The organism is Sphaerisporangium siamense (assembly GCF_014205275.1).
Classification (GTDB): domain Bacteria; phylum Actinomycetota; class Actinomycetes; order Streptosporangiales; family Streptosporangiaceae; genus Sphaerisporangium; species Sphaerisporangium siamense.
Map to the genome: position 1 here is coordinate 4,306,028 of NZ_JACHND010000001.1, position 20,817 is coordinate 4,326,844.

Genomic DNA, 20,817 nt, shown 5'->3' on the forward strand with positions numbered 1-20,817 from the left:
GCACCGGGCGCCGGCATGGGCTCCGGCGGCGACGCCGGGTGAGCGGAACGTCACGCGACCAGGGAAACGACCAGGAAAAGGGGAGTCCATGAGCGTCACCGTGGAAAGGCCGGGGCCGGCAGCGGCGGCCGTGGAGGCGGCGGACGGCATCCGCGTCGTCGGAGCTCGGGAGAACAACCTCAAGGACGTGTCCCTGACGATCCCCAAGAACAAGATCACGGTGTTCACCGGGGTGTCGGGGTCGGGCAAGTCGTCCATCGTCTTCGACACGATCGGCGTCGAGGCGCAGCGCCAGCTCAACGGCACCTTCCCCGCGTTCATCCGCAACCAGCTCCCCAAGTACGAGCGGCCGCAGGCGGACGCGATCGAGAACCTGACCGCGCCGGTCGTCGTCGACCAGAAGCCGGTCGGCGGCAACGCGCGCTCCACCGTCGGCACGATGACCGACATCTACTCGGTGATCCGGGCGCTGTTCGCCCGGCACGGCTCGCCGACCGACGGCCTCGTCTCGACGTACTCGTTCAACGACCCCAAGGGCATGTGCCCCGAGTGCGACGGGCTCGGGCAGGCCGTCCGCGCCGACCCGGACCTGATGTTCGACAAGGCCAAGTCGCTCAACGAGGGCGCGATCCTGCTGCCCAACTACGGCGTGGGCAGCGCCGACTGGCAGCTCTACGCCAACTCCGGCCGGCTCGACCCCGACAAGCCGCTGAAGGACTACACCGCCGAGGAGTGGGAGCTGTTCACCCGCGGCAGCGGCTTCAAGGTGCAGCTCAACGTGAAGAGCGGCTCCTACAAGACCAATTACGAGGGCGTGATCGACCGCTTCACCCGCCTCGGCGTCAAGCGCGACCTCAGCACGGTCAGCGAGCGCACCCGCGAGCAGATCCAGCGCTTCATCAGCGAGGGCACCTGCTCCGCCTGCGACGGCGCCCGGCTCAACCCCGCCGCGCTCGCCACCAAGATCGACGGGCGGAACATCGCCGACTGGTCGCGCATGCAGATCTCCGACCTGATCCAGGTGCTCGGCGCGATCGACGACCCGGTGGCCACGCCCATCGCCGAGGCCGCCCGCACCGCCCTGGCCCGGGTGGAGGCCATCGGCCTCGGCTACCTCAGCCTGGACCGCGCGACCGCCACCCTCTCCGGCGGCGAGAGCCAGCGCCTCAAGCTCGTCCGGCACCTCGGCAGCACGCTGACCGGCATGACGTACATCTTCGACGAGCCCAGCGTCGGCCTGCACCCGCGCGACGTCGGACGCCTCAACACCCTGCTGCGCGCGCTGCGCGACCAGGGCAACACCGTGATCGTCGTCGAGCACGACCCCGACGTCATCCAGATCGCCGACCACGTCGTGGACGTCGGCCCCAAGGCGGGCGCGCACGGCGGCGAGATCGTCTTCGAGGGCGACGTCGCCGGGCTGCGCGCGGCGGAGACGCTCACCGGGGAGGGGCTGCGCCGGGCCGTGCGCGGCAAGGAGACCTACCGCGAGCCGACCGGCGCGCTGGCCATCACCGGCGCCAGCCTGCACAACCTGAAGAACGTGTCGGTGGACGTGCCCACCGGCGTGCTGACCGCGGTGACCGGCGTCGCCGGGTCCGGCAAGAGCAGCCTGATCGCGGAGGTCTTCGTCAAGGCCCACCCGGAGACCATCTTCGTGGACCAGTCGGCGATCGCCGCGTCCTCCCGCTCCACGCCGGCCACCTACCTCGGCCTGATGGACCCGATCCGCAACCTGTTCGCCAAGGCCACCGGCGCCGCGGCCGGGCTGTTCAGCTTCAACTCCGAGGGCGCCTGCGAGGAGTGCCAGGGCCGCGGCGTGATCATCACCGAGCTGGCCTACATGGACCCGGTCACCACCCACTGCGACGTCTGCGACGGCCGCCGCTTCAAGGACGCGGTGCTGGAGCACAAGCTGCGCGGCAAGTCGATCGCCGACGTGCTGGAGCTGTCCGCCGAGGACGCCGTCGCGTTCTTCACCGAGGCTCCGCTGCGCCGCAAGCTGCGCCCGCTCGTCGAGGTGGGCCTGGACTACCTCAGCCTCGGCCAGCCGCTCAGCACCCTGTCCGGCGGCGAGCGCCAGCGCATCAAGCTCGCCACGCAGCTCGGCCGCACCGGCGGCGTGTACGTGCTGGACGAGCCCACCACCGGCCTGCACATGTCCGACATCGACACGCTGCTCGCCCTGCTCGACGGCCTGGTCGACAAGGGCAACACCGTCGTGCTCATCGAGCACAACCTGGACGTGGTCCAGCAGGCCGACTGGGTCATCGACCTCGGCCCCGACGGCGGCAAGGCCGGCGGCGAGATCGTCTTCACCGGCACCCCGCGCGACCTGCTGAACTCCGCCGAGTCCCTCACCGGCGAGTACCTGCGCCGCTACCGAGCCGTCCACGCGTCCTGAACGCGCTCCCGGACACGACGGGGACCGGCCGCCGCGGCCGGTCCCCGTTTCGCACGGGCCCCGTTTCGCCGCGCACGCCGCAATCTGGAAGGTGCGCCGCGCCGATCGGCCCCTCGACCATTGACCGTGCGCCCCGCCGTTCCACCGCACGTCCGCGCGGGCGCGCCCAGGTTTCGGCGAAGGAGGACGCGTTGGCAGGCGGGACAGGAACGGGCGCGGAGCTGTGGGCCATGGCCCACCTGGGGACGCCCATGGCCGTGCGCGTCGCGGCGACGCTGAGGATCGCCGACCACATCGCCCGCGGCGTGGACACCGCCGCCGCGCTGGCCCCGGTGGTGAACGCCGACGCCGACGCGCTGGAACGGCTCATGCGCTACCTGGCCGCCAGGGGAGTGCTCACCCGCGACGCCGACGGCCGGTACGCGCTCACCCCCAAGGGCGAGCCGCTGCGCGACGACCACCCCGACGGCATGCGCGCCCAGCTCGACATCGAGGCGTGGGTCGGCCGCGCCGAGCTGGCCTTCGCCCACCTGCTGCACAGCGTCCGCAGCGGCGAGCCGGCGTTTCCACTGCTGTTCGGCCACTCCTTCTGGGACGACCTGGCGCTGAACCCGGCGCTCGGCGAGGGGTTCGACGCCGCGATGGCCAAGGACATGCCGGTGCGCGCGCCCGCCATCGCCGAGGCGTACGACTGGGGGGCGCTCGGGCACGTCGTGGACGTCGGCGGCGGCGACGGCTCGCTGCTGACCGCCCTGCTGGAGCGGCACCCCACCCTGCGCGGCACGGTCGTCGACCAGCCGGAGACCGCCGAGGCCGCGCGCAAGGCGCTGGCCGCCGCGGGCCTGGCCGACCGCGCGGACGCGGTGGCGGGCAGCTTCTTCGACCCGCTGCCGCCGGGCGCGGGCGGGTACGTGCTGTCGCTCATCGTCCACAACTGGAACGACGAGGCGGTGCGCGCGATCCTGGGCCGCTGCGCGGAGGCGGCGGGCCGCGACGGGCGCGTGTTCATCGTCGAGAACATCGGCGACGACGGGGAGTCGCCGCACACCGGGATGGACCTGCGGATGCTCGTCTACTACGGCGGCAAGGAGCGCGGGCTCACCGACCTCGCCGCCCTGGCGGCGGACCGCGGGCTGGCCATCACGGGGGTCCACCGGGCGGGCAGGTTGTCCGTCGTCGAGCTGGCCGCTCGCTGAGCGGCGGGACGGGGAGAGGAAGCCAGTGGCGGAGCAGGTGCTGGAGCAGGTCCTCGGACCTGCGGAGATCATCGCGACCATGGTCGCCCCCGAAGGGCGCATGAACCCGTACCCCTTCTACGAGGCGCTGCGGGCCCACGGGAACCTGCTGCACGTCAAACCCGGGCTCGTGGTCGTCGTCGGCTACGCCGAGTGCACGCGGGTGCTGCGGGACGGCCGGCTACAGGTGCAGGACGACAAGAACTACGACCTGATCTACCCGGACTGGCGCTCGCACTCCTCGCTGCGCGGGTTCACCAACTCCATGCTCTACACCAACCCGCCCGACCACGGCCGGATGCGCCGCCTGGTGACCAGCGCGCTCACCCCGCGCCAGGTCACCGGGCTGCGCCCCACTGTGGAGCGCATGACCGGCAAGCTGCTCGACCGCCTGGCCGAGCTGGGCGCGGGCGGCGCGCCCGTCGACCTGATGGCGGAGTTCGCCTTCCGGCTGCCCGTCGCGGTGATCAGCGAGCTGCTCGGCGTCCCCGAGGACAAGCAGGTGTGGTTCCGCCAGGTGGCGGCCGACGTGATGATCGCGCTGGAGGGGCTGACCAACCCCGAGGAGCTGGCCATCGCCGACCGCGCGATGGACGACCTGGCGGCCTACCTCAACGAGCTCATCGAGCGCCGCAGCGCCGAGCCGTCCGACGACCTGCTGAGCAGGCTCGTCCAGGCCCGCGACGACGACGGCGACCGGCTCACGCACGACGAGCTGATGGGCAACCTGATGCTGCTGCTCAACGCCGGGTTCGACACCACCACCCACCTCATCGGGCACGGCGTCCTCCAGGCGCTGGAGCGGCCCGAGTTCGCCGACCGGCTGCGCGACGAGCCCGGCTTCGCCGTCGGATACGTCGAGGAGACGCTGCGCTTCGAGCCGCCGGTGCAGGCCACCAGCCGCTGGGCGCCGGCGGACATCACCATCATGGGCATGGAGATCCCCGCCGACACCAAGATCGTCGTCATCATGGGGGCCGGCAACCGGGACCCGCTCCGCTTCCCCGAGCCGGACCGCTTCGACCCCGACCGGCCCGACATCCAGCCCCTGACCTTCGCCGCCGGCATCCACTACTGCGTCGGCGCGCCGCTGGCCCGCATGGAGGCGCAGATCGCGCTCCCCGAACTGCTGAGCCGCTTCCCCCGCCTGGCCGTCGCCGGCGAGCCGAGCTTCCGCGACCGCTGGCTCGTCCGCGGCCACGACTACGTGCCCGTCACCCTCGGATAGCCGCTCCCGCCGTTCTTTCGCTGTTCTTCCGCCGCCGCCCCTGCCCGCCGCGCAGGGGCGGCGGCCGTCATGGGGGCGTCACGCGGCGGTGCGCGACGGCCGGTCCGCCAGCTCGGCGTCCAGGGCCTCGACGGCCGACAGGAGCTGGGCGTCGGACAGGTAGGGGGCCGGGCCGAGGCGCAGGTGACCGGCGCGGGCGTCGGCGCGGACGCCGCGGGCGGCCAGGCCCGCCCGCAGGCGGTCGGCGTGCGGGGTGCGCAGCGACAGGAACCCGCCGAAGTCTTCTGGGGAACCCGAGCGGTCGCGGGTGATGACGTCGTCGGGCGCGCCGAGCGCGTCGAAGGCGGCGGCCAGCAGGCCGACCTGGCGCAGCGACACCGCGCGCAGGAACGCGGGCGTCAGGCCCTGCTCGGCGAAGAAGCCGAAGACGTGCGCGGCGCGGTAGTGGCTCGTCGGGTCGTAGGTCGAGCCCGCGTACCGGGCGGCGCCGGTGGGATAGGCGACGGCGCCGGGACGGTGCGCCGCCGACAGCTCCGCGAACTCCGCGAACCAGCCGGTGATCACCGGGCGCAGCGCGTCGGCGTGCGCGGGCAGGCGCAGGAAGCAGTTGCCCTCGCCGAGCTGCAGGTACTTGTAGCCGCCCCCGACCACCCAGGCGTCCTCGATCCCCTCCATCGAGAACGGGACGGCGCCGAGCGCGTGGTAGGCGTCCACGAGCAGCTCGGCACCCCGCCGCGCGCAGGCGCCGGCCAGCGCGTCCAGGCCGGGGACGACGCGGGCGCTCTCGAACAGCACCGCCGAGACCAGCACGGCGGCCGTGCGGTCGTCCACCGCGGCGGCCATCCGCGCCGCCAGCGTGTCCGCCGGCGCGGCCGGCACCCGCACCACCTCGACGCCCTCCTCCGCCAGGCGGGCGAGCTGCCGCCGCAGCGTGTGGAACTCGCCGTCGGAGGTGATCAGGCGGGGACGCGACCGCAGGTCGAGCGCGGACAGGAACCGCAGGACCAGGTCGTGCGTGCTCGCGCCGAGGGCCAGGTCGGCGCGCGGGTCGCCGAGGAACAGGCGGAAGCCCTCGCGCACCCGCTCGGCCTTGGCGAACGCCGCCCCCCACTTCTCGTCCACCTCCAGCGCGGCGTCGCGGAACGCCTCGACCTGCCCGGTCAGCGCCACGTCCGGCCACGCCTGGTGCGAGTGCCCGGTCAGCAGCAGCCGCCGCGACACCTGGAAGGCGGAGTAGTGCGGCGCGAGCCGCCCCGACACGTCGCCGGGCGTCTCCCGCGGGAAGGGCGGCGTCTCGGTGAGGAGCGCGCCGGTCGCGGTGGCCGTCACATCAACCCCCGCGCCGCCCACAGGTCGGGGAACAGGGGCGAGAACAGCGTGCCGCGCAGGTAGGCCGCGCCCGACGAGCCGCCCGTGCCCGGCCGCACGCCGATGATGCGCTCGACCATCTTCACGTGCCGGTAGCGCCACTCCTGCACGGCCTCGTCGATGTCCACCAGCCGCTCGCAGATGTGCGCGGCGCCGCTGTCGTCCTCGTACACCTTCGCCAGCACGGCCTGCACGTCCTCCGACGCCTCCCAGGGCGCGGACACGTCCCGGTTCAGCGCCGCGTGCGGCACGCCGTACCCGCGGATGAACAGGTAGGTGAGCAGCGAGTCGAACACGGAGGGACGGTTCATCGCCCGCTCGACGCGCTCGCGCTCCCGGCTGCCCGCGGGGTAGTGCGAGTACATCTTGCTCTCGCGGCGCCCGAGCGTCGCCTCGATCTCGCGGAACTGCGCCGACTGGAACCCGCTGCCGCTGCCGAGGCCGTCGCGGAAGGCGGTGAACTGGCGCGGGGTCATGGTCTCCAGGATGTCGACCTGCGAGATCGCCACCTTGAGGATCTTCACCGCCCGCGTGGCCGCCTGCATCGCGTTGGCCGTGTGCCCCTCGGTCAGATCCTGCTGGAACTTGCCGAACTCGTGCAGGAGCTGCTTGAACCACAGTTCGTACACCTGGTGGACGACGATGAACAGCATCTCGTCGTGCTCTTCGGAGTTCGGGTGCTGGGCGTCCAGCACGTCGTCGAGCGCCAGGTAGGAGGAGTAGGTCAGCACGGCGGGCGGGTCGACGATCATGGCGTCACCATCCGGCCCTGCACGCGTGGACGGCGGCCTGCGGCGCGTCGCCGGCGCCGAGCGGCGCCAGTAAGGACTGCGGCATTTCTCTGTCCCTTTCCCCGGCCTGCGTTTCGAATTACGTGGTCCAATGCTGTGCCGGGTGCCGGGGCCGGACCATACGAAGGCAAGTCAGTTAGTTGCCCGCCGGTAGCAGCTTCCTGCCAGGGGAAAGCTGGACAGAATCTTCATCGGGTGGATCGGGGCCGCACCCGGTCCGACCGGCGGCGACGGCCGCGCCGGCGCGCGGAACCGCGAACACAGCAATTTGAAAGATGCCGGACCGGTGATTCCGAGGTCACCATGTCGGGTGACGGCCACTCATGCCCGGGGCGTGGCGGCTCGCCCCGGCCGTCGGTTCCCGCGGCGTTCCCGAGTTCGTGCGCGGGTTTTCACGAACCGGTCCCGCCGCGGGCCGCATAATCGCTCGTCCCGGAGGTCCGATGCGGTACGAAGACGTGCCCCGCGAATTCAACATCGCGTCACACTTCCTCGATCGCAACGATCCCGGCCGCACCGCGCTGATCACCCCCGAGGGCACCGCCACCTACGGCGAGCTGTCCGCGCGGGCCAACCGGATCGGCCACGCCCTGCGCGCCCTCGGCGTCGGCAGGGGCGACCGCGTCCTGATCGCGCTCGCCGACGGCGTCGACTTCGTCGCCACCTGGTACGGCGTCCAGAAGATCGGCGCGATCACCGCCGAGGTCTACACCTACCTCCAGCCCAAGGACTACCGCTACTACGCCGACTACGCCGAACCCCGGATCGTCGTCGCCGACGCCGTCACCCTGGAGAGGCTCCGCGTCGCCGGCGTGGGAAACCTGCTGGTCTCCGGCGTGCCCGCGGACCTGCTGCGGCCCGGCGAGCACCACTTCGAGTCGCTCGTCGCCGCCCAGCCCGCCGAGCTGGAACCCGCCCCCACCCGCAGCGACGACGTCGCGATCTGGAAGTTCACCACCGGCAGCACCGGCGCGCCCAAGGCGTGCGTGCTGCCCGCGCGCAGCCCGCTGCTGGCCTGCGAGTGGTACGCCCGCGGCGTGCTCGACATGGGCCCGGACGACGTCGTCCTGCCGGTGCCCAAGCTGTTCTTCGGCTACTCCCGCGACATGACCGCGCTGTACCCGTTCGGCTCCGGCGGCGCGGGCATCGCCTTCCCCGAGCGCAGCACGGCCGAGCGGATCTTCGAGCTGATCGCCGCCCACCGCCCGACGATCCTCGTCAACGTGCCGACCATGATGAGCGCCATGGTCTCCCACCCCGAGGCCGCCGCCCAGGACCTGAGCAGCCTGCGCCTGTGCACCTCGGCCGGGGAGGCCCTGCCCGCGGACCTGCACCGCAGGTGGATGGACACCTTCGGCGTCGAGGTGCTCGACGTCATCGGCTCCTCGGAGGTGTACCACGCCTACATCTCCAACCGGCCGGGACGCACGCGCCAGGGCAGCCTCGGCGAGGTCGTCCCCGGCTACCGCGCCCGCGTGATCGACGCCGACGGCGAGACGCTGCCGGACGGCGAGGTCGGCCGCCTGGAGATCGTCGGCGAGACCGCCGCGCTGGAGTACTGGCGGGCGCCCGAGAAGTCCGCGGAGACCTTCCCCGCTCCGCACACCGTACGGTCGGGCGACCTGTTCACCCGCGACGCCGACGGCTACTACTACTACAAGGGCCGCGCCGACGACCTGCTCAAGGTCAGCGGCGTCTGGGTCGCGCCCTCCGAGATCGAGAACTGCCTCCGCTCCCACCCGGCCGTCGCCGAGGCCGCCGTGGTCGGGTACGAGGTGGACGGCCTGACGCTGCCGCGCGCGTTCGTGGTGGCCTCCGGCGAGGTGTCCGCCGCGGAGCTGCAGGCATTCGTCAAGACGACGCTGGCGCCGCACAAATACCCCCGCGACGTCAGGTTCGTCGACCGTCTCCCCGAGACCGCCAACGGCAAACTCGACCGAAGAGCCCTCAAAGAAGTGGGGTGATCCGAGCGCGCCGCCCCCGGCGCGATGGACGTTTCCCGCCGCCGCCACCGCGCGGCACCCGATCGAATTCAGCATTTCAGAAGATGTGCCGTGCGGTGGCGGAGCGCGACGATGTCGTCCCCAGTACACCGTCGATAACGGTACGTAAGAACTTGAGCAGGGGAAACGCCCCTGAGGGGAGGAACGCTAATGGCGGCAACCACTCGTCTGAGCGATGTGGAGATCGGCAGTAACAAACGAATTCCCAAGCTCGAGGGCGTGCGCGGCGTCCTCGCGATGGGCGTTCTCGTCTTCCACGTCGCGTGGCAGGCGGGCGCCACCAACTACGCGGACAAGGTGGGCAACGGGATATGGGGGCATCTGGCTGACGGCCTTACCGTCATGCTGCCGCCCTTCTTCCTGCTGTCCGGCCTTTTCCTGTACCGCCCGTTCGCGCGGGCCGTCATGACACAGGACGCCAGGCCCGGCGCCGGAACGTTCCTGTTCCGCCGCGGCCTGCGCATCCTTCCGGCCTACTGGCTGCTCGTCGCCGTCGTGCTGCTCGGCATCAACCTGCGCGGCATCGACAGCGTCTGGGACGTCCTCCGCCCGGTCTTCGCGCTGCACTTCTATCTGCCCGAGGGCCAGCCGAACATCGGCCTCGGACACAGCTGGACCGTGCCGACCGAGCTCAGCTTCTACCTGCTGCTGCCGGTGCTCGCCTGGCTGGCCGCCGTGTTCGCCGGACGGAGCGTCGACGTCGCCAAGCGGGCGCGCGCGGCGCTGTGGCCGGCCGTCCTGCTGTTCGCCGTGGGCATCGCCTGGGTCACCTACACCAACCTGCCCTCGTTCACGGGGCCGTTCGAGTTCTGGTTCTGGCCGTTCTACTACGTCAGCGCCTTCGCCTGCGGCATGGCCCTGGCCGTCTGGTCGTCCAGGTCCGAGCTCACCGGCGTCACGCCGGCGATCTACCGCACGGTGGCCAAGCACCCCAACCTGTTCTGGCTCGCCGCGCTCGTCGTCTACCTCGTCAACATTCCCAAGCCGTTCGGCGAGCCGGGCATGGGCACGATCGGATCGCTCGTCCAGGAGCTGACCGGCCACATCCTGATCCTCGTCTTCGCCGTGCTGTTCCTGCTGCCGCTGATCGTGCCCGAGGCCCGGTCCCGGCTCATGGACGTGACGCTGGGCAACGCGCCGATGCGTTACCTCGGCCGCATCTCCTACGGCATCTACCTCTGGCACATCCCCTTCCAGAACTTCTTCGTCGGCAACGGCAACATGTTCGGCAAGACGCCGGTCATGGACGCCGAGCTGCGCGGCACCTCGGGGTTCTGGGAGCTGTTCGCGTTCGTGGCCGTCGGCAGCGTGCTGGCCGCGACGCTCAGCTACTTCCTGCTGGAGCGCCCGCTGGTCAACTACTTCAACCGGCGCGCCAAGAGGAAGCTCCAGTCCCGCATTCCGGTGGCTCCCGCCGACGACACGCCCGTGCCGTCCGAGCGCATCGTCAAGTAGAGCTCTCCCCGCGCGGGCCGGGCCGGTGGATCCCTCCGCCGGCCCGGCCTTCGCACGTGCGACGGGCATCTCAGCGGGCCGTCGCACCCGGGCTGACGTCGCCACGGAACAGCCCGCCGGGGTCCACGCGGTCGCGCACCCGGTCGGCGCGCTCCGCCTGGGCGGCGCTCAGGTGCCCCTGCGGCTGGGCGAAGTTCTCCACGAACGACGGCGCCGTCCGCCCGGTGTCCCAGGGGGACAACGCCGCGCGGACCTTCGCGCAGTGCTCCTCGATGGCCGCCGTCACCGCGGCGTCCTCGGCCACGCCCGCGCCCGAGTAGGCGTAGTGCGCGTCCAGGTGGTCCAGCGCGCCGCCGCCGGGGGACGGCCGCCCGTACGCGCCGCCGAGCTGGCGCAGCCCCGCCACGACGAACGGCGAGCCCGACCCCGCGCCGAGCAGCCGCAGGAACGCGGCGGCGCCGTCGTCGCCGATCTCACGCAGCAGCATGTGGTCGCCGGCGATCGCGATCGGGTCGTCCGGCTCCATGTGCGCCCGCAGCACCGCCGACGGCTCGGTGAGCCGCCAGTCGTCCATGACCGGCTCGGCCACCGCGCGCAGCGGCCCGAGCAGGTCCTCCGCCTGCCGCGTGGCCGCGGTCACGTCGCCGTCCAGGCTCAGCACCGCCCCGTCCACGCAGATCACCGGCCCGGCGGCCAGCGCGGGCGGCACCCCGGGCACCGGCGGCAGGTTCATCACCCGCAGCGACGTGGTCACCTCGTCGGGCGCGTCCAGCGTCCACCGGCGCCAGGCCGACAGCAGGCCCTCGGCGTGCGCGGCCGGCCAGTACGTCGCCCCGGTGATCACCTTGGCGGCCGGGAACAGGGCCACCTCGACGGCGGTCACCACGCCGAAGCCGCCGCCACCGCCGCGCAGCGCCCAGAACAGCTCCGGGTCGCTCCCGGCGTCCACGCGGCGCAGCTCGCCGTCCGCGGTGACCAGCTCGACCGCCCGGACGCTGTTGATCGCGAGCCCGATGTGCCGGCCGTAGAAGCTCAGCCCGCCGCGCAGCAGGTAGCCGACCACACCCACGGTGGGGGAGGAGCCGTGCGGCGCGGTCAGCCCGTACGGGGCCGCCGCGTCCACGACGTCGCCCCACAGCGTCCCGGCCGGGACCCTCGCCACCCGGCGCGCGGCGTCCACCTCGACGCCGCCTTCCAGGTCCGTCCGGATCAGCAGCGCGCCGTCCATGGGGCGCGCGGTGCCGGAGGCGTGCCCGGTCGTGTGCACGCGCACCGACAACCCTTCCGCCCGCGCGTGCCCGATCGCCGCACGGATCTGGTCGATGGTGCGCGCGGTCACCGCCGCCGCCGGCCGGGCCGGCGTGGCGAGGTTGAACACCCGCGTCGCGGCCTCGAACGCCGGGTCGCCGGGACGGGCGACTCCGGTGTCCCGCTCGTCGATCGTGGTCATGAGTGACATGCCTTCCGGAAACACCCCGGAGAACGGGGCGGGGGAAATGTGATGACAGGCCGAACGCCGTCGAGTCCGGCGGTGCGGTCAGATTCACACGCGCGCGCCCGCCCGCGCATCTCCGTGATTGCGCTGTGATCCCGGCCGGGCCCAGGTCAGGACGGCACTCTCGGAGATGTCGCCGCGCCCGCGGCCCGCACACCATTAGTGCAGATCATTCTGTCAATCGCTGTCTTCCCCGCGTCCGGCCGTCCCGGCCGGCAGCACCGAGGTCATGGGGCCGCTCGACGGGAGCGACGTATTCATGGGTAACGAAGTCATCGACACGGCCGTCATCGGCAGGCACTACGACGAGCGCTCCCCGATCGGGGACGAGCTCCGCGACGGCCAGATTCATATGTGGTACTGGTATGACGACGATGACGACGCCCCGCTGACCGCGGCCGTCCACCGCGTCAGCCGCAAGGTGACCGACACCCTCGGCCTGCGCGCCGGCGAGCACGTCCTCGACGCCGGGTGCGGGCCCGGCGCGACCGCCGTCTACCTGGCGCAGGCCCACGGCGTGCGGGTCACCGGCGTCACGGTGAGCGCCTTCGAGATCGACAAGGCCCGCGCCAGGGCCGCGGCCGGCGGCGTCGCCGGCCTGGTGAGCGTCGAGTACGGCGACTACGCCGCGCTCTCCTACGCCGACGGCGCCTTCGACGCCGTCCTCGCCCTGGAGTCGCTGCAGAACGCCGTCGACCTCGGCCAGGTGCTGCGCGAGCTGTACCGCGTGCTGCGGCCCGGGGGCAGGCTCACCTTCTCCGACTTCAGCCTGGAGTCCGACTCCGAGCCCGCCCGGGTGGCGAAGTTCATGGACAGCCTCAAACTCCACCGGCTCCCCACCCTGGCCGAATGGCTCGGCCACCTGCGGGACGCCGGATTCCAGATCGAGGAATACACCCAGTGCGGACCGCGGGTGTTCGGCAGGAAGTCGAAGTACCTGAAGTCGGCGATGGGCCGCAGGGACGAGGTCGCCGAGAAGTTCGGCGAGGACGCGGTCGCACAGTTCTCCCAGAGACACCTGGGCTTCTTCGCGCCCCGGAAGGAACAGATCGGGTACGTGATCGTCTCGGCCCGCAAGCCTCGGACCTGAAACCGCCAGCCATAGGAACGCCGCCGAAACGCCCGCAAGCCGCCGAGAACACCGCCGCGAACGCCGCCGAAAGCCGCCGAAAGCCGCTTGAAGCCGCCACCCGGCGCGCCACGAGCGGGCGATTCGCCCCACCGGCCGGTCGACACGGCCATCCATCAGGAAAGGACCCGCACATGAGTGTCTCCACGGCCCATTCGACCGCCGCCGAGGTGGTCGGCGCCTTCACCGGAGCCGACCGCGACCGCCTCGTGCCGGAGTTCCACCGGCTCGTCGCGGCCCTCTGGGACGACGGAACCCTGACCGACCTCGCCGTGCCCGCCGTCCCCGTCCTCGTCGAGCGGCTCGGCCAGGTCGACGACGAGCGCAAGGGCTACATCGCCGTCCTGCTCGGCATCCTCATCGAGGCCGAGTACCCCGACACCGAGGGCCCGATCACCACGGCCGCCCGCCAGGGCGTCGACCTGTACCTCGACCTGTGGCGCACCGCCCCCAACGGGCAGTCCCTCTCGGTGGCCCTGACCTACCTGGTCGCGCACTTCCCCTCCCACCGCGACCGCGTGCTCGCCGCCGCCGACCACCGCGACCTGCACATCGAGGACTACACCCGCCTGGAGCGCGGCCTGCAGGAGCTCGACCCGGCCAAGCCCGTCCTCGGCCGCGTCTTCCCCTCCCCGGCCGTCTGGGCGCTCATGGACGACAACGAGAAGTCGTTCGACCAGACCTGGATCCGGCAGATGACCGCCGAGCAGATCGCCGCGAACTGGGAGAAGGACACGCGCACCGTCTGGGGCCACGCCGGCGCCAAGGCGTACTGGGCCGTGGTCAACGGCACGCCCGCGCCCGTCGTGCTCGGCACCGTGCCGCCCCGCGACCAGGTGCCCCAGCTGCGCGAGCAGAGCGCCGACATCTTCGCCCCGCACGCCGAGGCGCTGCGCTGCCCGAACTGCGGCGGCGGCATCGAGGTCACCGGCGAGACCGTCCGCTGCGTGAGCTGCTCCACCGCCTTCCCCGCCGCCCACGGCATCCTCAACCTGTCCGAGGGCGCCCAGAACAACCCCGGCGACTTCCTCTACAAGCTCGCCGAGCTGCCCAGCATGGGCCTGTTCTACGAGGCGTACGCCCGCCCGAACTTCCTGCGCATCGCCGGCACCAACTGGGGCGCCCAGGTCACCCCCGAGGACGAGCGCCGCTACATCATCGACCACGTCGCCCCCGTCGAGGGCCCCGTGCTCGACCTCGCCTGCGGCGCGGGAACCTGGACCGAGATGCTGGTGGAGGCCGTCGGCGCCGAGCGCATCATCGCCCTGGACGCCTACGCCCCCATGCTCACCGCCACCCGCAACAAGCTGCCCGAGCTGCCCGCCGTCATGGCCAGCGCCAAGGCGCTGCCCTTCCAGGACGCCAGCGTCGGCGCCGTCCTGTGCTGGAACGCCCTGCAGGCGTTCCCCGACGACGCGGCCGAAGCCATCGCCGAGGTCGGCAGGATCCTGCGGCCGGGCGGCACGTTCTCGCTGCTCACCTTCCGCATGCACGACGACCGTCTCGCCCGGTACTTCCAGGCCTCGCACTACTTCCCCGGCCACCAGGAGGGGATGCAGCTCTTCGAGCTCGACGACGTCAAGCGGTGGCTGGCGGACGCGGGCCTCACCATCCGCGACGAGTCCGGGCCCGGCACCTTCATCATCATCACCGCCGAGCGCCCGCGCTGACCCCTCGCACCGGCCGGATCGCGCCACCGGAGCACGCAGCCACCGAGTCACCGAGCAGAGACATATGGGAGCCCACATGACCACCGACCAAGTCGCCGCGCCCTCCGTGCCCTCCTCCGAGGGGACGGCCGAGTTCTACGACGTCTTCAACCTCCTTCTCATCGACGTCTGGGACGAGAACTTCCACCAGGGCTACTGGGAGGACGAGAACGACGAGAGCTCCAACCGGCGGGCCGCCGAGCGGATGACCCAGCTCCTCATCGACCACTCCGGCCTGGAGAACGGCGGCCGCGTGCTCGACGTCGGCTGCGGCATCGGCCTGTCGGCGTTCCAGCTCGCCGGCGCCACCCCCGCCGAGATCGTCGGCATCTCCAACAACCAGGCCCAGATCGACGAGGCCAACCGCCGCTCCCGCGCCCAGGGCCTCGCCGACCGCGTCACCTTCGAGTACGCCGACGTCTACGACCTGCCCTACCCCGAGGGCTCCTTCGACGTCGTCTGGGTGTTCGACGCGCTCCTGCACATGGACCGCCTGCGCACGCTGCGCGAGCTGCGCCGCGTCCTGCGCCCGGGCGGCCGCGTCGTCGTCACCGACAAGCTGCAGACCGGCCCCATGAGCCCCGAGGACGAGCGCGCCGTCAGCGAGTTCATGACCGACCTGCAGGCCAGCCCCATCCTGTGGGAGAACGAGTACCGCGCCCTGGTCGCCGAGGCGGACCTGGAGGTCGCCGAGCTGCTGGACATCAGCAAGCACACCTACAAGTCCTCCACCCGCACTATCGAGGCCGTCAACGCCAAGTACGACGCCCTCATCGACCGCTACGGCGAGCAGGTCATCCCCATGCTGGAACTCCTCCGCAACCCGGTCGGCCTGGTGAAGGAACTCGGCTACCTCCTCTGCGTAGCCAAGAAGCCCGCCTGACCCACACCCCCGAACGGGCGACCTCCACCAAGAGGTCGCCCGTTCGCACATGCGAAGACGGCCCCGCCCTGAAATGAGGAAACACAAAGGGGGCGCCCCGAAAATGGGCCTCGCCTCCGGCTCGGACTGTGCTCTCCAGTGACCTCCGGCCCCGAGGGAGCCCCCTCGGACTCCCCGTCTGCCATGCCGCCTTCACCGCATCCGCTCAGCCGAGGAACTCAGCCGAAATCTCGGCGGCTGACGGCATCTTTCGTCGCCGACTCCTCCCACTCGCCGTCGCTGAGGGGATCGAACCCCAGGAACGCGGCCATCGCATCCACCTCTGCACGGGACACATGCCGGCCGACCATGAGCACCTTCGCCCGCCGCCACGCCTCTTCGGCCTCGCGTGACAGGCGTACCATCTCGACCGCCATGCGGATGGTGCTCGTGCCGACGAGGTGACGCTGATCCTCAGGCGGCCGGCTCCGGTCCCAGAGGAAGAACGGCATCATTGCTGATCGACCGGATGGACTGGATCGGCCGGTCGCCGCTGTCGGGGAAACCACGCCGCCGCGTCGTGGCCTTCGCACGCGTACGGCACCTCGAACCACAACGTCCGGCCGGCCTCGTGTTCCTCGACGCCCCATCGCCGGGCGATCGTGTCCACCAGCACCATCCCACGCCCACCTTCGGCCAGTGGGCTCCCGGCGACACGCGGAGCCGTCCGTCCGCCCGCGTCGGCGATCTCCGCATAGATGAATTCGCCGCAGTCGGCCAACGCCAGTCTGACGCGGCCACCGTCCTTGGAATCGGAGTGCAGCACCGAGTTCGTGACGGCCTCCGACACCAGGAGTGTCACGTCGTCCCGAACCGGGTGGTCCATGCCGAGAATCCGCCGTACGAAAGCGCGTGCTTCGTGCGCCGCTTCAGGAGCACCGAGCAAATCGATAGCGCCCAGTTGGATGCCTTTCGCCCCGCTCATATAGGTGGATGTCTGGCCCTTGGCCCGTGCCACGGATCGCACCTCCATAATGCGTTTCAAGGACCCGGTGTACGACGAGAAGCGTGGTGCGGGTCCGGTCATTCACGCCGTGGGCTTTCATCACATCGCTCTGTACGCATGCGGTGACAGTGCGCATGGGGGAGACTGGGGGAGACAGCCGGATTCCGCCGTTTCCCCCGAGGAGCTTGCGATGAGCGATATCCCGGCCTGGGCCGCGCGCCTCCGAGCGCTGCGGCGTCATAACCTGTGGACGCAGCGAGAGATGGCGAAGCGGCTCGCCGACGCCGCCGACGAGCACACCCGCGCGCGCCTGCCCGAACGTGACTCTCTCATCCGCATGATCAAGTACTGGGAGGCGGGCACGCACCGCCCCAAAGACCCCTATCCGGTGCTGTACTCGCGAGCTTTCGGCATGGACGAAGAGGAATTGTTCGGTGCTACGGCGGCTTCATCGCGCCGTGATTCCACGGATGCTTTGTGGCAGATCCTTCGCGGAGAAAATCCCCTTACTCCGTACGCCCGCCGCAAAGGCTCGCGTATAGGTGCGGAAACCCTCGCCGATATGTCGGCACGAGTCCATGGTCTGCGGCTCGCCGACGATGTCCTCGCCGGACTCGATCTCATCCAGCCCGCCTTCCGCGAACTCGGCACGGCCGTCCGGATGTACAGAGACTCGGCGCACACCGAGGAGGCAGGCCGGGACCTGTTGGTCATCATCGGGGAGTTCGCCCAGATCGCCGGCTGGGTGGCAGGCGACGCGGGACGGGCCGACCAGGCGGCGCGCACGTACAAGCTGGGCATAGGCGCGGCCCAGGACGCCGGTGACGGCACCCTCGCCTCGTACCTGATCGGATCGCTGGCCTATCAGGTTTCAAGTATCGACGACCCCGGCGAGAGTGTGGCCCTCGCACAGGCGGCGCTGGACGCGGCCGGGGCCTCCGCGCCTCCTCGGGCACGTGCTCTCTGCTGGGATCGGCTGGCGTGGGCGAACGCACGGGTGGGCGACGCGCAGGCGGCCATGCGGGCCCTCGGTGAGGCGGACGAGGCCCTTGACCGCGACTTCGGCGGCACGGAGCCCGCTTATCTGTACTGGGTGGACGAGAACGAGCTTCAGATCATGAAGGCACGCGCCTACACCGAACTACGGCGACCGCTGCGCGCTGTCCCGCTCCTGACCGATGTGCTCAGCCGATACAACCCCGCGCATTCACGAGAGCTCTCCTTGTACCTGTCGTGGCTGGCCGTCGCACTGGCGGACGCCAACGAACCCGAGGAATCGGCACGAGTGGCCGCCAGAATGCTGGAGCTCTCAGCGGACGTGGCCAGCGACCGCACCGCCCAACGCGCCCGCGTCGTTCTGGATCGCCTCCAGCCCTATCGGGACGTGCCACAAGTACGAGACCTGCTCATGGCGCACGGCTGAAATCCGCGGTGTGGAGCGTGGCTTATGGCAGGACGGACGGTGTGGTCGACAGGCCGATCATGACGAAGCGGGTCAGCGGATAGGTCAGCGCGACCAGGAGCCACCAAAAGCGGATGCGCCACCCAATGATCCATCGCGAGGAGGCGACGGCGATCAGACCGGCGGCCAGGGAGAGTAACAAGCCGGGGATACCTGCCACGGCCTGTGGCCGGCCTGGACGTGCGAGGGAGTAGCCCGTCCAGGCCGAGTGGCAGAAATGGAATGCTGCGCTCGGTTGGGTCCGCCGGCCCCTACTTCACGTCGTGATCGAAAGCGTCCGGTAAGAGGTCGAGCCGGCCGTAGCCGACGCTCCGGTCAGCGCGCTGTCCCGCGCCTGGTGCGCTGGCTGTGGACTCCGAAGACATGTACCCCTTCCGGCGCGTCACGGTGCAGAACCATGCGGTAGGCCATGCGGGGTCGCCGGCTGTGTGAGATATCCCTCTCCCGTCGTCGTGGTGCTGGTGGTCTGGGGAGGTGACCATGTAGTGATGACGTCCTCTCCCCGCCCGCCGTACGTCGGTGGCCGACCGGATCCGATAGGCGGGACTACCGCGCTCGGTGGAGAGCCCGCTCCCGCCCGCGGGTACCTGCTGGACAACGCACGCGCCGAGGCGGGCGAGCGATTCGTTTGGCTGGCCGAGCTGTTCGACGGTGTGACGCGGGGGCACTTCGCTCGACTGGGGGTCGGGGCCGGCTCGCGCTGCTGGGAGGTGGGGGCCGGTGGCCGCAGCATCCCGGAGGCGCTCGCGGCGGCCGTCGGTCCGACCGGGCACGTGCTGGCCACGGACATCGACCCGTCGTGGCTGAAGGCAGACGGCGGGTACGAGGTGCGCCGACACGACGTCGCCGCTGATGCGCCTCCGGAGTCGGGGACGTTCGATCTGGTGCACGCCCGGCTCGTGCTGGTCCATGTACCTGACCGGGCGCGGGCGCTGGCCACGATGGCGGCGGCGCTGCGGCCCGGCGGCTGGCTGCTGGTCGAGGACGCAGATACCGCTCTGCAGCCACTGGCATGCCTGGACGACAGCGGCCCGGCGCAGCGGCGGGCCAACAGGCTGCGCGACGCGGTCCGGGAACTGCTGACGCGCCGCGGCGCGGACCTGCGCTACGGCCGGACACTGCCGCGGGCATTGCGTGAGGCCGGCTTGGTAGATGTCGCCGCGGCGGGCTCTTTCCCGGTCGGCGGGATGGCCTGCGACCGGCTGGAGGCGGCGACCATCCGGCACGTGCGCGGCGAGCTCCTCGCGGCCGGCCTGGCCGACGACGCCGAGATCGACGCGCACTTGGCCGCCATCCACGCGGGCGAACTCGACCTGACACTCGCTCCGCTGATCTCGGCCTGGGGACGCCGTCCGGCCGAGCACCCGCCGGCACTCGGTTAGGCGCGGATCCAGGCGTTGCCCGACCTGCCCACAGCGCTGTTCGTCAAGGAGATTTTCGGGCCGCAGGAGTAGCCCCTTAGGACGGCGGTCGTCATGCCGAGCTGCGTGGGTCGGCTACCGCAGGTTCCACTCGCCTTTCTGGGAGGCGAATCCCGAGTCCAGCCCGCACACTCACGAGAACTCGCCTTGTACCTGTCATGGCTGGCCGTCGCACTAGCGGACGTCAACGAACCCGAAGAATCGGCGTGCGTGGCCGCCAGAATGCTGGAGCTTTCAGCGGACGTGGCCAGCGACCGCACCGCCCAGCGCGCCCGCGTCGTTCTGGATCGACTCAAGCCCTACCGCGACGTGCCACAAGTACGAGAACTGCTCACGGCGCACCACTGAAACCCTGACGGCGCCACGCTCGTTGTGCGCGGCCGGGTGAGTTTCGCGCCCTTTCAGTGTGGCCTGGTGACAGGAATGACTGAGAGCAGGTGGTCCAGTCCTTTGAAGTCCTTGGGGTTGCAGGTGTACAGCGGAAGGCGGTTCGCGATGGCCACGCAAGCGATCATCAAGTCGGCCGTACGGGGACGTGGGTTGCGGCCCGAGGCCATAACGGCGGTCCAGAGCTGGCCGTACTCGCGGGCGGCGGTCTCATCGAAGGGAAGGGGGTCGAATTCGGCCTCGGCCGCCTGGAGAACCTTCATCCGTTGAGCGAGTTCCTGCGGTCCGGAGGCCACCAGGACGCCTACGGACAACTCGGCGGTGGTGATAGAACTGATCATCATCTCGTCGGGCAGTTCGTCCGGATCGATTCCGGCGCGCAGGATGAGGATGTTGGTGTCGAGTAGACCCTGAGCAGGGGTCATGCCTCGTCCTCTGCGAACTCGCCTCTGCCGTACGCGCGATCGTAGGGGTCATAGAGATCGTCGTTGACGTGACGGTCCATGTCCTCGCGGTACTTCCGGTCGTCGAGGCGCGGCATGCCCCGGGACACCGCAGCGAACTCGGCCCGTGAGACGGTCCGGCGGCGTCGGCGTATGGGCACCAGATCGCCGATGTGATGACCGTTGCGGGTGACGGCGTACCGTTCTCCCCGCTCCAGGCCGTCCATGATCTCCGCGGACCGGTTGCGCAGGTCGCGCTGCGAGATCTGATGAGAATGGTCAGGCTCGGAGATGCTCACGGGGCCAGTCTACCTGGCGGTGTGCCATCTGGTGCTACCGGGTAGCACCAGATATGTCCTGTTCTGTAGGTTGTTTGGCGGGCAGGGGCGTTCGCGTGCGCGGTCCGGAACGGTGGGGCG

19 protein-coding genes are annotated in these 20,817 nt (G+C 70.9%); 11 read left to right on the forward strand and 8 right to left on the reverse strand.

Annotated elements, in window-relative coordinates; genetic code table 11:
• Positions 1-88: 88 nt before the first annotated feature.
• From BJ982_RS19825 to BJ982_RS19835, 3 genes are all read left to right on the forward strand, one after another.
• Positions 89-2,404 (forward strand): ATP-binding cassette domain-containing protein, encoded by a 2,316-nt coding sequence (locus tag BJ982_RS19825; RefSeq protein ID WP_184882195.1) that lies wholly within the window; start codon positions 89-91, stop codon positions 2,402-2,404.
• A 191-nt stretch (positions 2,405-2,595) separates the two neighbouring features.
• Positions 2,596-3,600 carry a methyltransferase gene (locus BJ982_RS19830; protein WP_307784658.1) on the forward strand — a complete coding sequence of 335 codons (1,005 nt, stop codon included), beginning with the start codon at positions 2,596-2,598 and terminating at the stop codon, positions 3,598-3,600.
• A 25-nt stretch (positions 3,601-3,625) separates the two neighbouring features.
• A complete protein-coding gene (locus BJ982_RS19835) occupies positions 3,626-4,867 on the forward strand; it encodes a cytochrome P450 (protein WP_239123512.1) in 1,242 nt (413 codons plus the stop codon).
• A gap of 78 nt (positions 4,868-4,945) precedes the next feature.
• On the opposite strand, the gene BJ982_RS19840 is transcribed toward BJ982_RS19835, so the two are convergent.
• Positions 4,946-6,196 carry a kynureninase/PvdN C-terminal domain-containing protein gene (locus BJ982_RS19840; protein ID WP_239123513.1) on the reverse strand — a complete coding sequence of 417 codons (1,251 nt, stop codon included), beginning with the start codon at positions 6,194-6,196 and terminating at the stop codon, positions 4,946-4,948.
• Positions 6,193-6,987 (reverse strand): tryptophan 2,3-dioxygenase, encoded by a 795-nt coding sequence (locus tag BJ982_RS19845; RefSeq protein WP_184882197.1) that lies wholly within the window; start codon positions 6,985-6,987, stop codon positions 6,193-6,195. Before BJ982_RS19845 ends, BJ982_RS19840 begins: the two co-directional genes overlap by 4 nt.
• 482 nt (positions 6,988-7,469) lie before the next feature.
• On the opposite strand from BJ982_RS19845, the gene BJ982_RS19850 reads away from it, so the two are divergent.
• Together BJ982_RS19850 and BJ982_RS19855 are read left to right on the forward strand one after the other, a co-directional pair.
• Positions 7,470-8,990 carry a benzoate-CoA ligase family protein gene (locus BJ982_RS19850; RefSeq protein ID WP_184882199.1) on the forward strand — a complete coding sequence of 507 codons (1,521 nt, stop codon included), beginning with the start codon at positions 7,470-7,472 and terminating at the stop codon, positions 8,988-8,990.
• Positions 8,991-9,179: 189 nt separating this feature from the next.
• On the forward strand, positions 9,180-10,484 hold the full coding sequence (locus BJ982_RS19855) for an acyltransferase family protein (protein ID WP_184882201.1): 1,305 nt from the start codon (positions 9,180-9,182) through the stop codon (positions 10,482-10,484).
• Between the two features lie 70 nt (positions 10,485-10,554).
• On the opposite strand, the gene BJ982_RS19860 is transcribed toward BJ982_RS19855, so the two are convergent.
• A complete protein-coding gene (locus BJ982_RS19860; protein ID WP_184882203.1) occupies positions 10,555-11,934 on the reverse strand; it encodes an FAD-binding oxidoreductase in 1,380 nt (459 codons plus the stop codon).
• Positions 11,935-12,238: 304 nt separating this feature from the next.
• Here BJ982_RS19860 and BJ982_RS19865 point away from each other — a divergent pair, with 304 nt between their 5' ends.
• From BJ982_RS19865 to BJ982_RS19875, 3 genes are all read left to right on the forward strand, one after another.
• Positions 12,239-13,069 (forward strand): class I SAM-dependent methyltransferase, encoded by an 831-nt coding sequence (locus tag BJ982_RS19865; protein ID WP_184882205.1) that lies wholly within the window; start codon positions 12,239-12,241, stop codon positions 13,067-13,069.
• A 173-nt stretch (positions 13,070-13,242) separates the two neighbouring features.
• Positions 13,243-14,778 (forward strand): class I SAM-dependent methyltransferase, encoded by a 1,536-nt coding sequence (locus BJ982_RS19870; protein ID WP_184882207.1) that lies wholly within the window; start codon positions 13,243-13,245, stop codon positions 14,776-14,778.
• Between the two features lie 76 nt (positions 14,779-14,854).
• Complete coding sequence (locus BJ982_RS19875) at positions 14,855-15,700, forward strand: methyltransferase domain-containing protein (RefSeq protein ID WP_184882209.1); 846 nt, start codon at positions 14,855-14,857, stop codon at positions 15,698-15,700.
• A gap of 218 nt (positions 15,701-15,918) precedes the next feature.
• On the opposite strand, the gene BJ982_RS19880 is transcribed toward BJ982_RS19875, so the two are convergent.
• Together BJ982_RS19880 and BJ982_RS19885 are read right to left on the reverse strand one after the other, a co-directional pair.
• Positions 15,919-16,194, reverse strand: coding sequence for a hypothetical protein (locus BJ982_RS19880; protein WP_184882211.1), 276 nt, complete (start codon positions 16,192-16,194; stop codon positions 15,919-15,921).
• On the reverse strand, positions 16,191-16,697 hold the full coding sequence (locus BJ982_RS19885; RefSeq protein ID WP_184882213.1) for an ATP-binding protein: 507 nt from the start codon (positions 16,695-16,697) through the stop codon (positions 16,191-16,193). The genes BJ982_RS19880 and BJ982_RS19885 overlap by 4 nt, the downstream gene beginning before the upstream one ends.
• Positions 16,698-16,875: 178 nt before the next feature.
• Between BJ982_RS19885 and BJ982_RS19890 the strand changes: the two genes are divergently transcribed.
• Entirely contained in the window at positions 16,876-18,108 is a 1,233-nt protein-coding gene (locus BJ982_RS19890; RefSeq protein WP_184882216.1) for an NsdA family TPR-like regulatory protein, read from the forward strand.
• Positions 18,109-18,130: 22 nt separating this feature from the next.
• Here BJ982_RS19890 and BJ982_RS19895 read toward each other — a convergent pair whose 3' ends face one another.
• Positions 18,131-18,289 carry a hypothetical protein gene (locus BJ982_RS19895; protein ID WP_184882218.1) on the reverse strand — a complete coding sequence of 53 codons (159 nt, stop codon included), beginning with the start codon at positions 18,287-18,289 and terminating at the stop codon, positions 18,131-18,133.
• 346 nt (positions 18,290-18,635) lie between these two features.
• Between BJ982_RS19895 and BJ982_RS19900 the strand changes: the two genes are divergently transcribed.
• Together BJ982_RS19900 and BJ982_RS19905 are read left to right on the forward strand one after the other, a co-directional pair.
• Positions 18,636-19,529: a methyltransferase domain-containing protein gene (locus tag BJ982_RS19900; protein WP_184882220.1), complete on the forward strand. Its 894-nt coding sequence runs from the start codon at positions 18,636-18,638 to the stop codon at positions 19,527-19,529.
• Between the two features lie 186 nt (positions 19,530-19,715).
• On the forward strand, positions 19,716-19,916 hold the full coding sequence (locus BJ982_RS19905; protein WP_203959383.1) for a hypothetical protein: 201 nt from the start codon (positions 19,716-19,718) through the stop codon (positions 19,914-19,916).
• 53 nt (positions 19,917-19,969) lie between these two features.
• Here BJ982_RS19905 and BJ982_RS19910 read toward each other — a convergent pair whose 3' ends face one another.
• Both BJ982_RS19910 and BJ982_RS19915 read right to left on the reverse strand, forming a co-directional pair.
• Positions 19,970-20,380: a type II toxin-antitoxin system VapC family toxin gene (locus tag BJ982_RS19910; protein ID WP_184882222.1), complete on the reverse strand. Its 411-nt coding sequence runs from the start codon at positions 20,378-20,380 to the stop codon at positions 19,970-19,972.
• Positions 20,377-20,697, reverse strand: coding sequence for a type II toxin-antitoxin system Phd/YefM family antitoxin (locus BJ982_RS19915; protein ID WP_203959384.1), 321 nt, complete (start codon positions 20,695-20,697; stop codon positions 20,377-20,379). Before BJ982_RS19915 ends, BJ982_RS19910 begins: the two co-directional genes overlap by 4 nt.
• Positions 20,698-20,817: the final 120 nt, after the last annotated feature.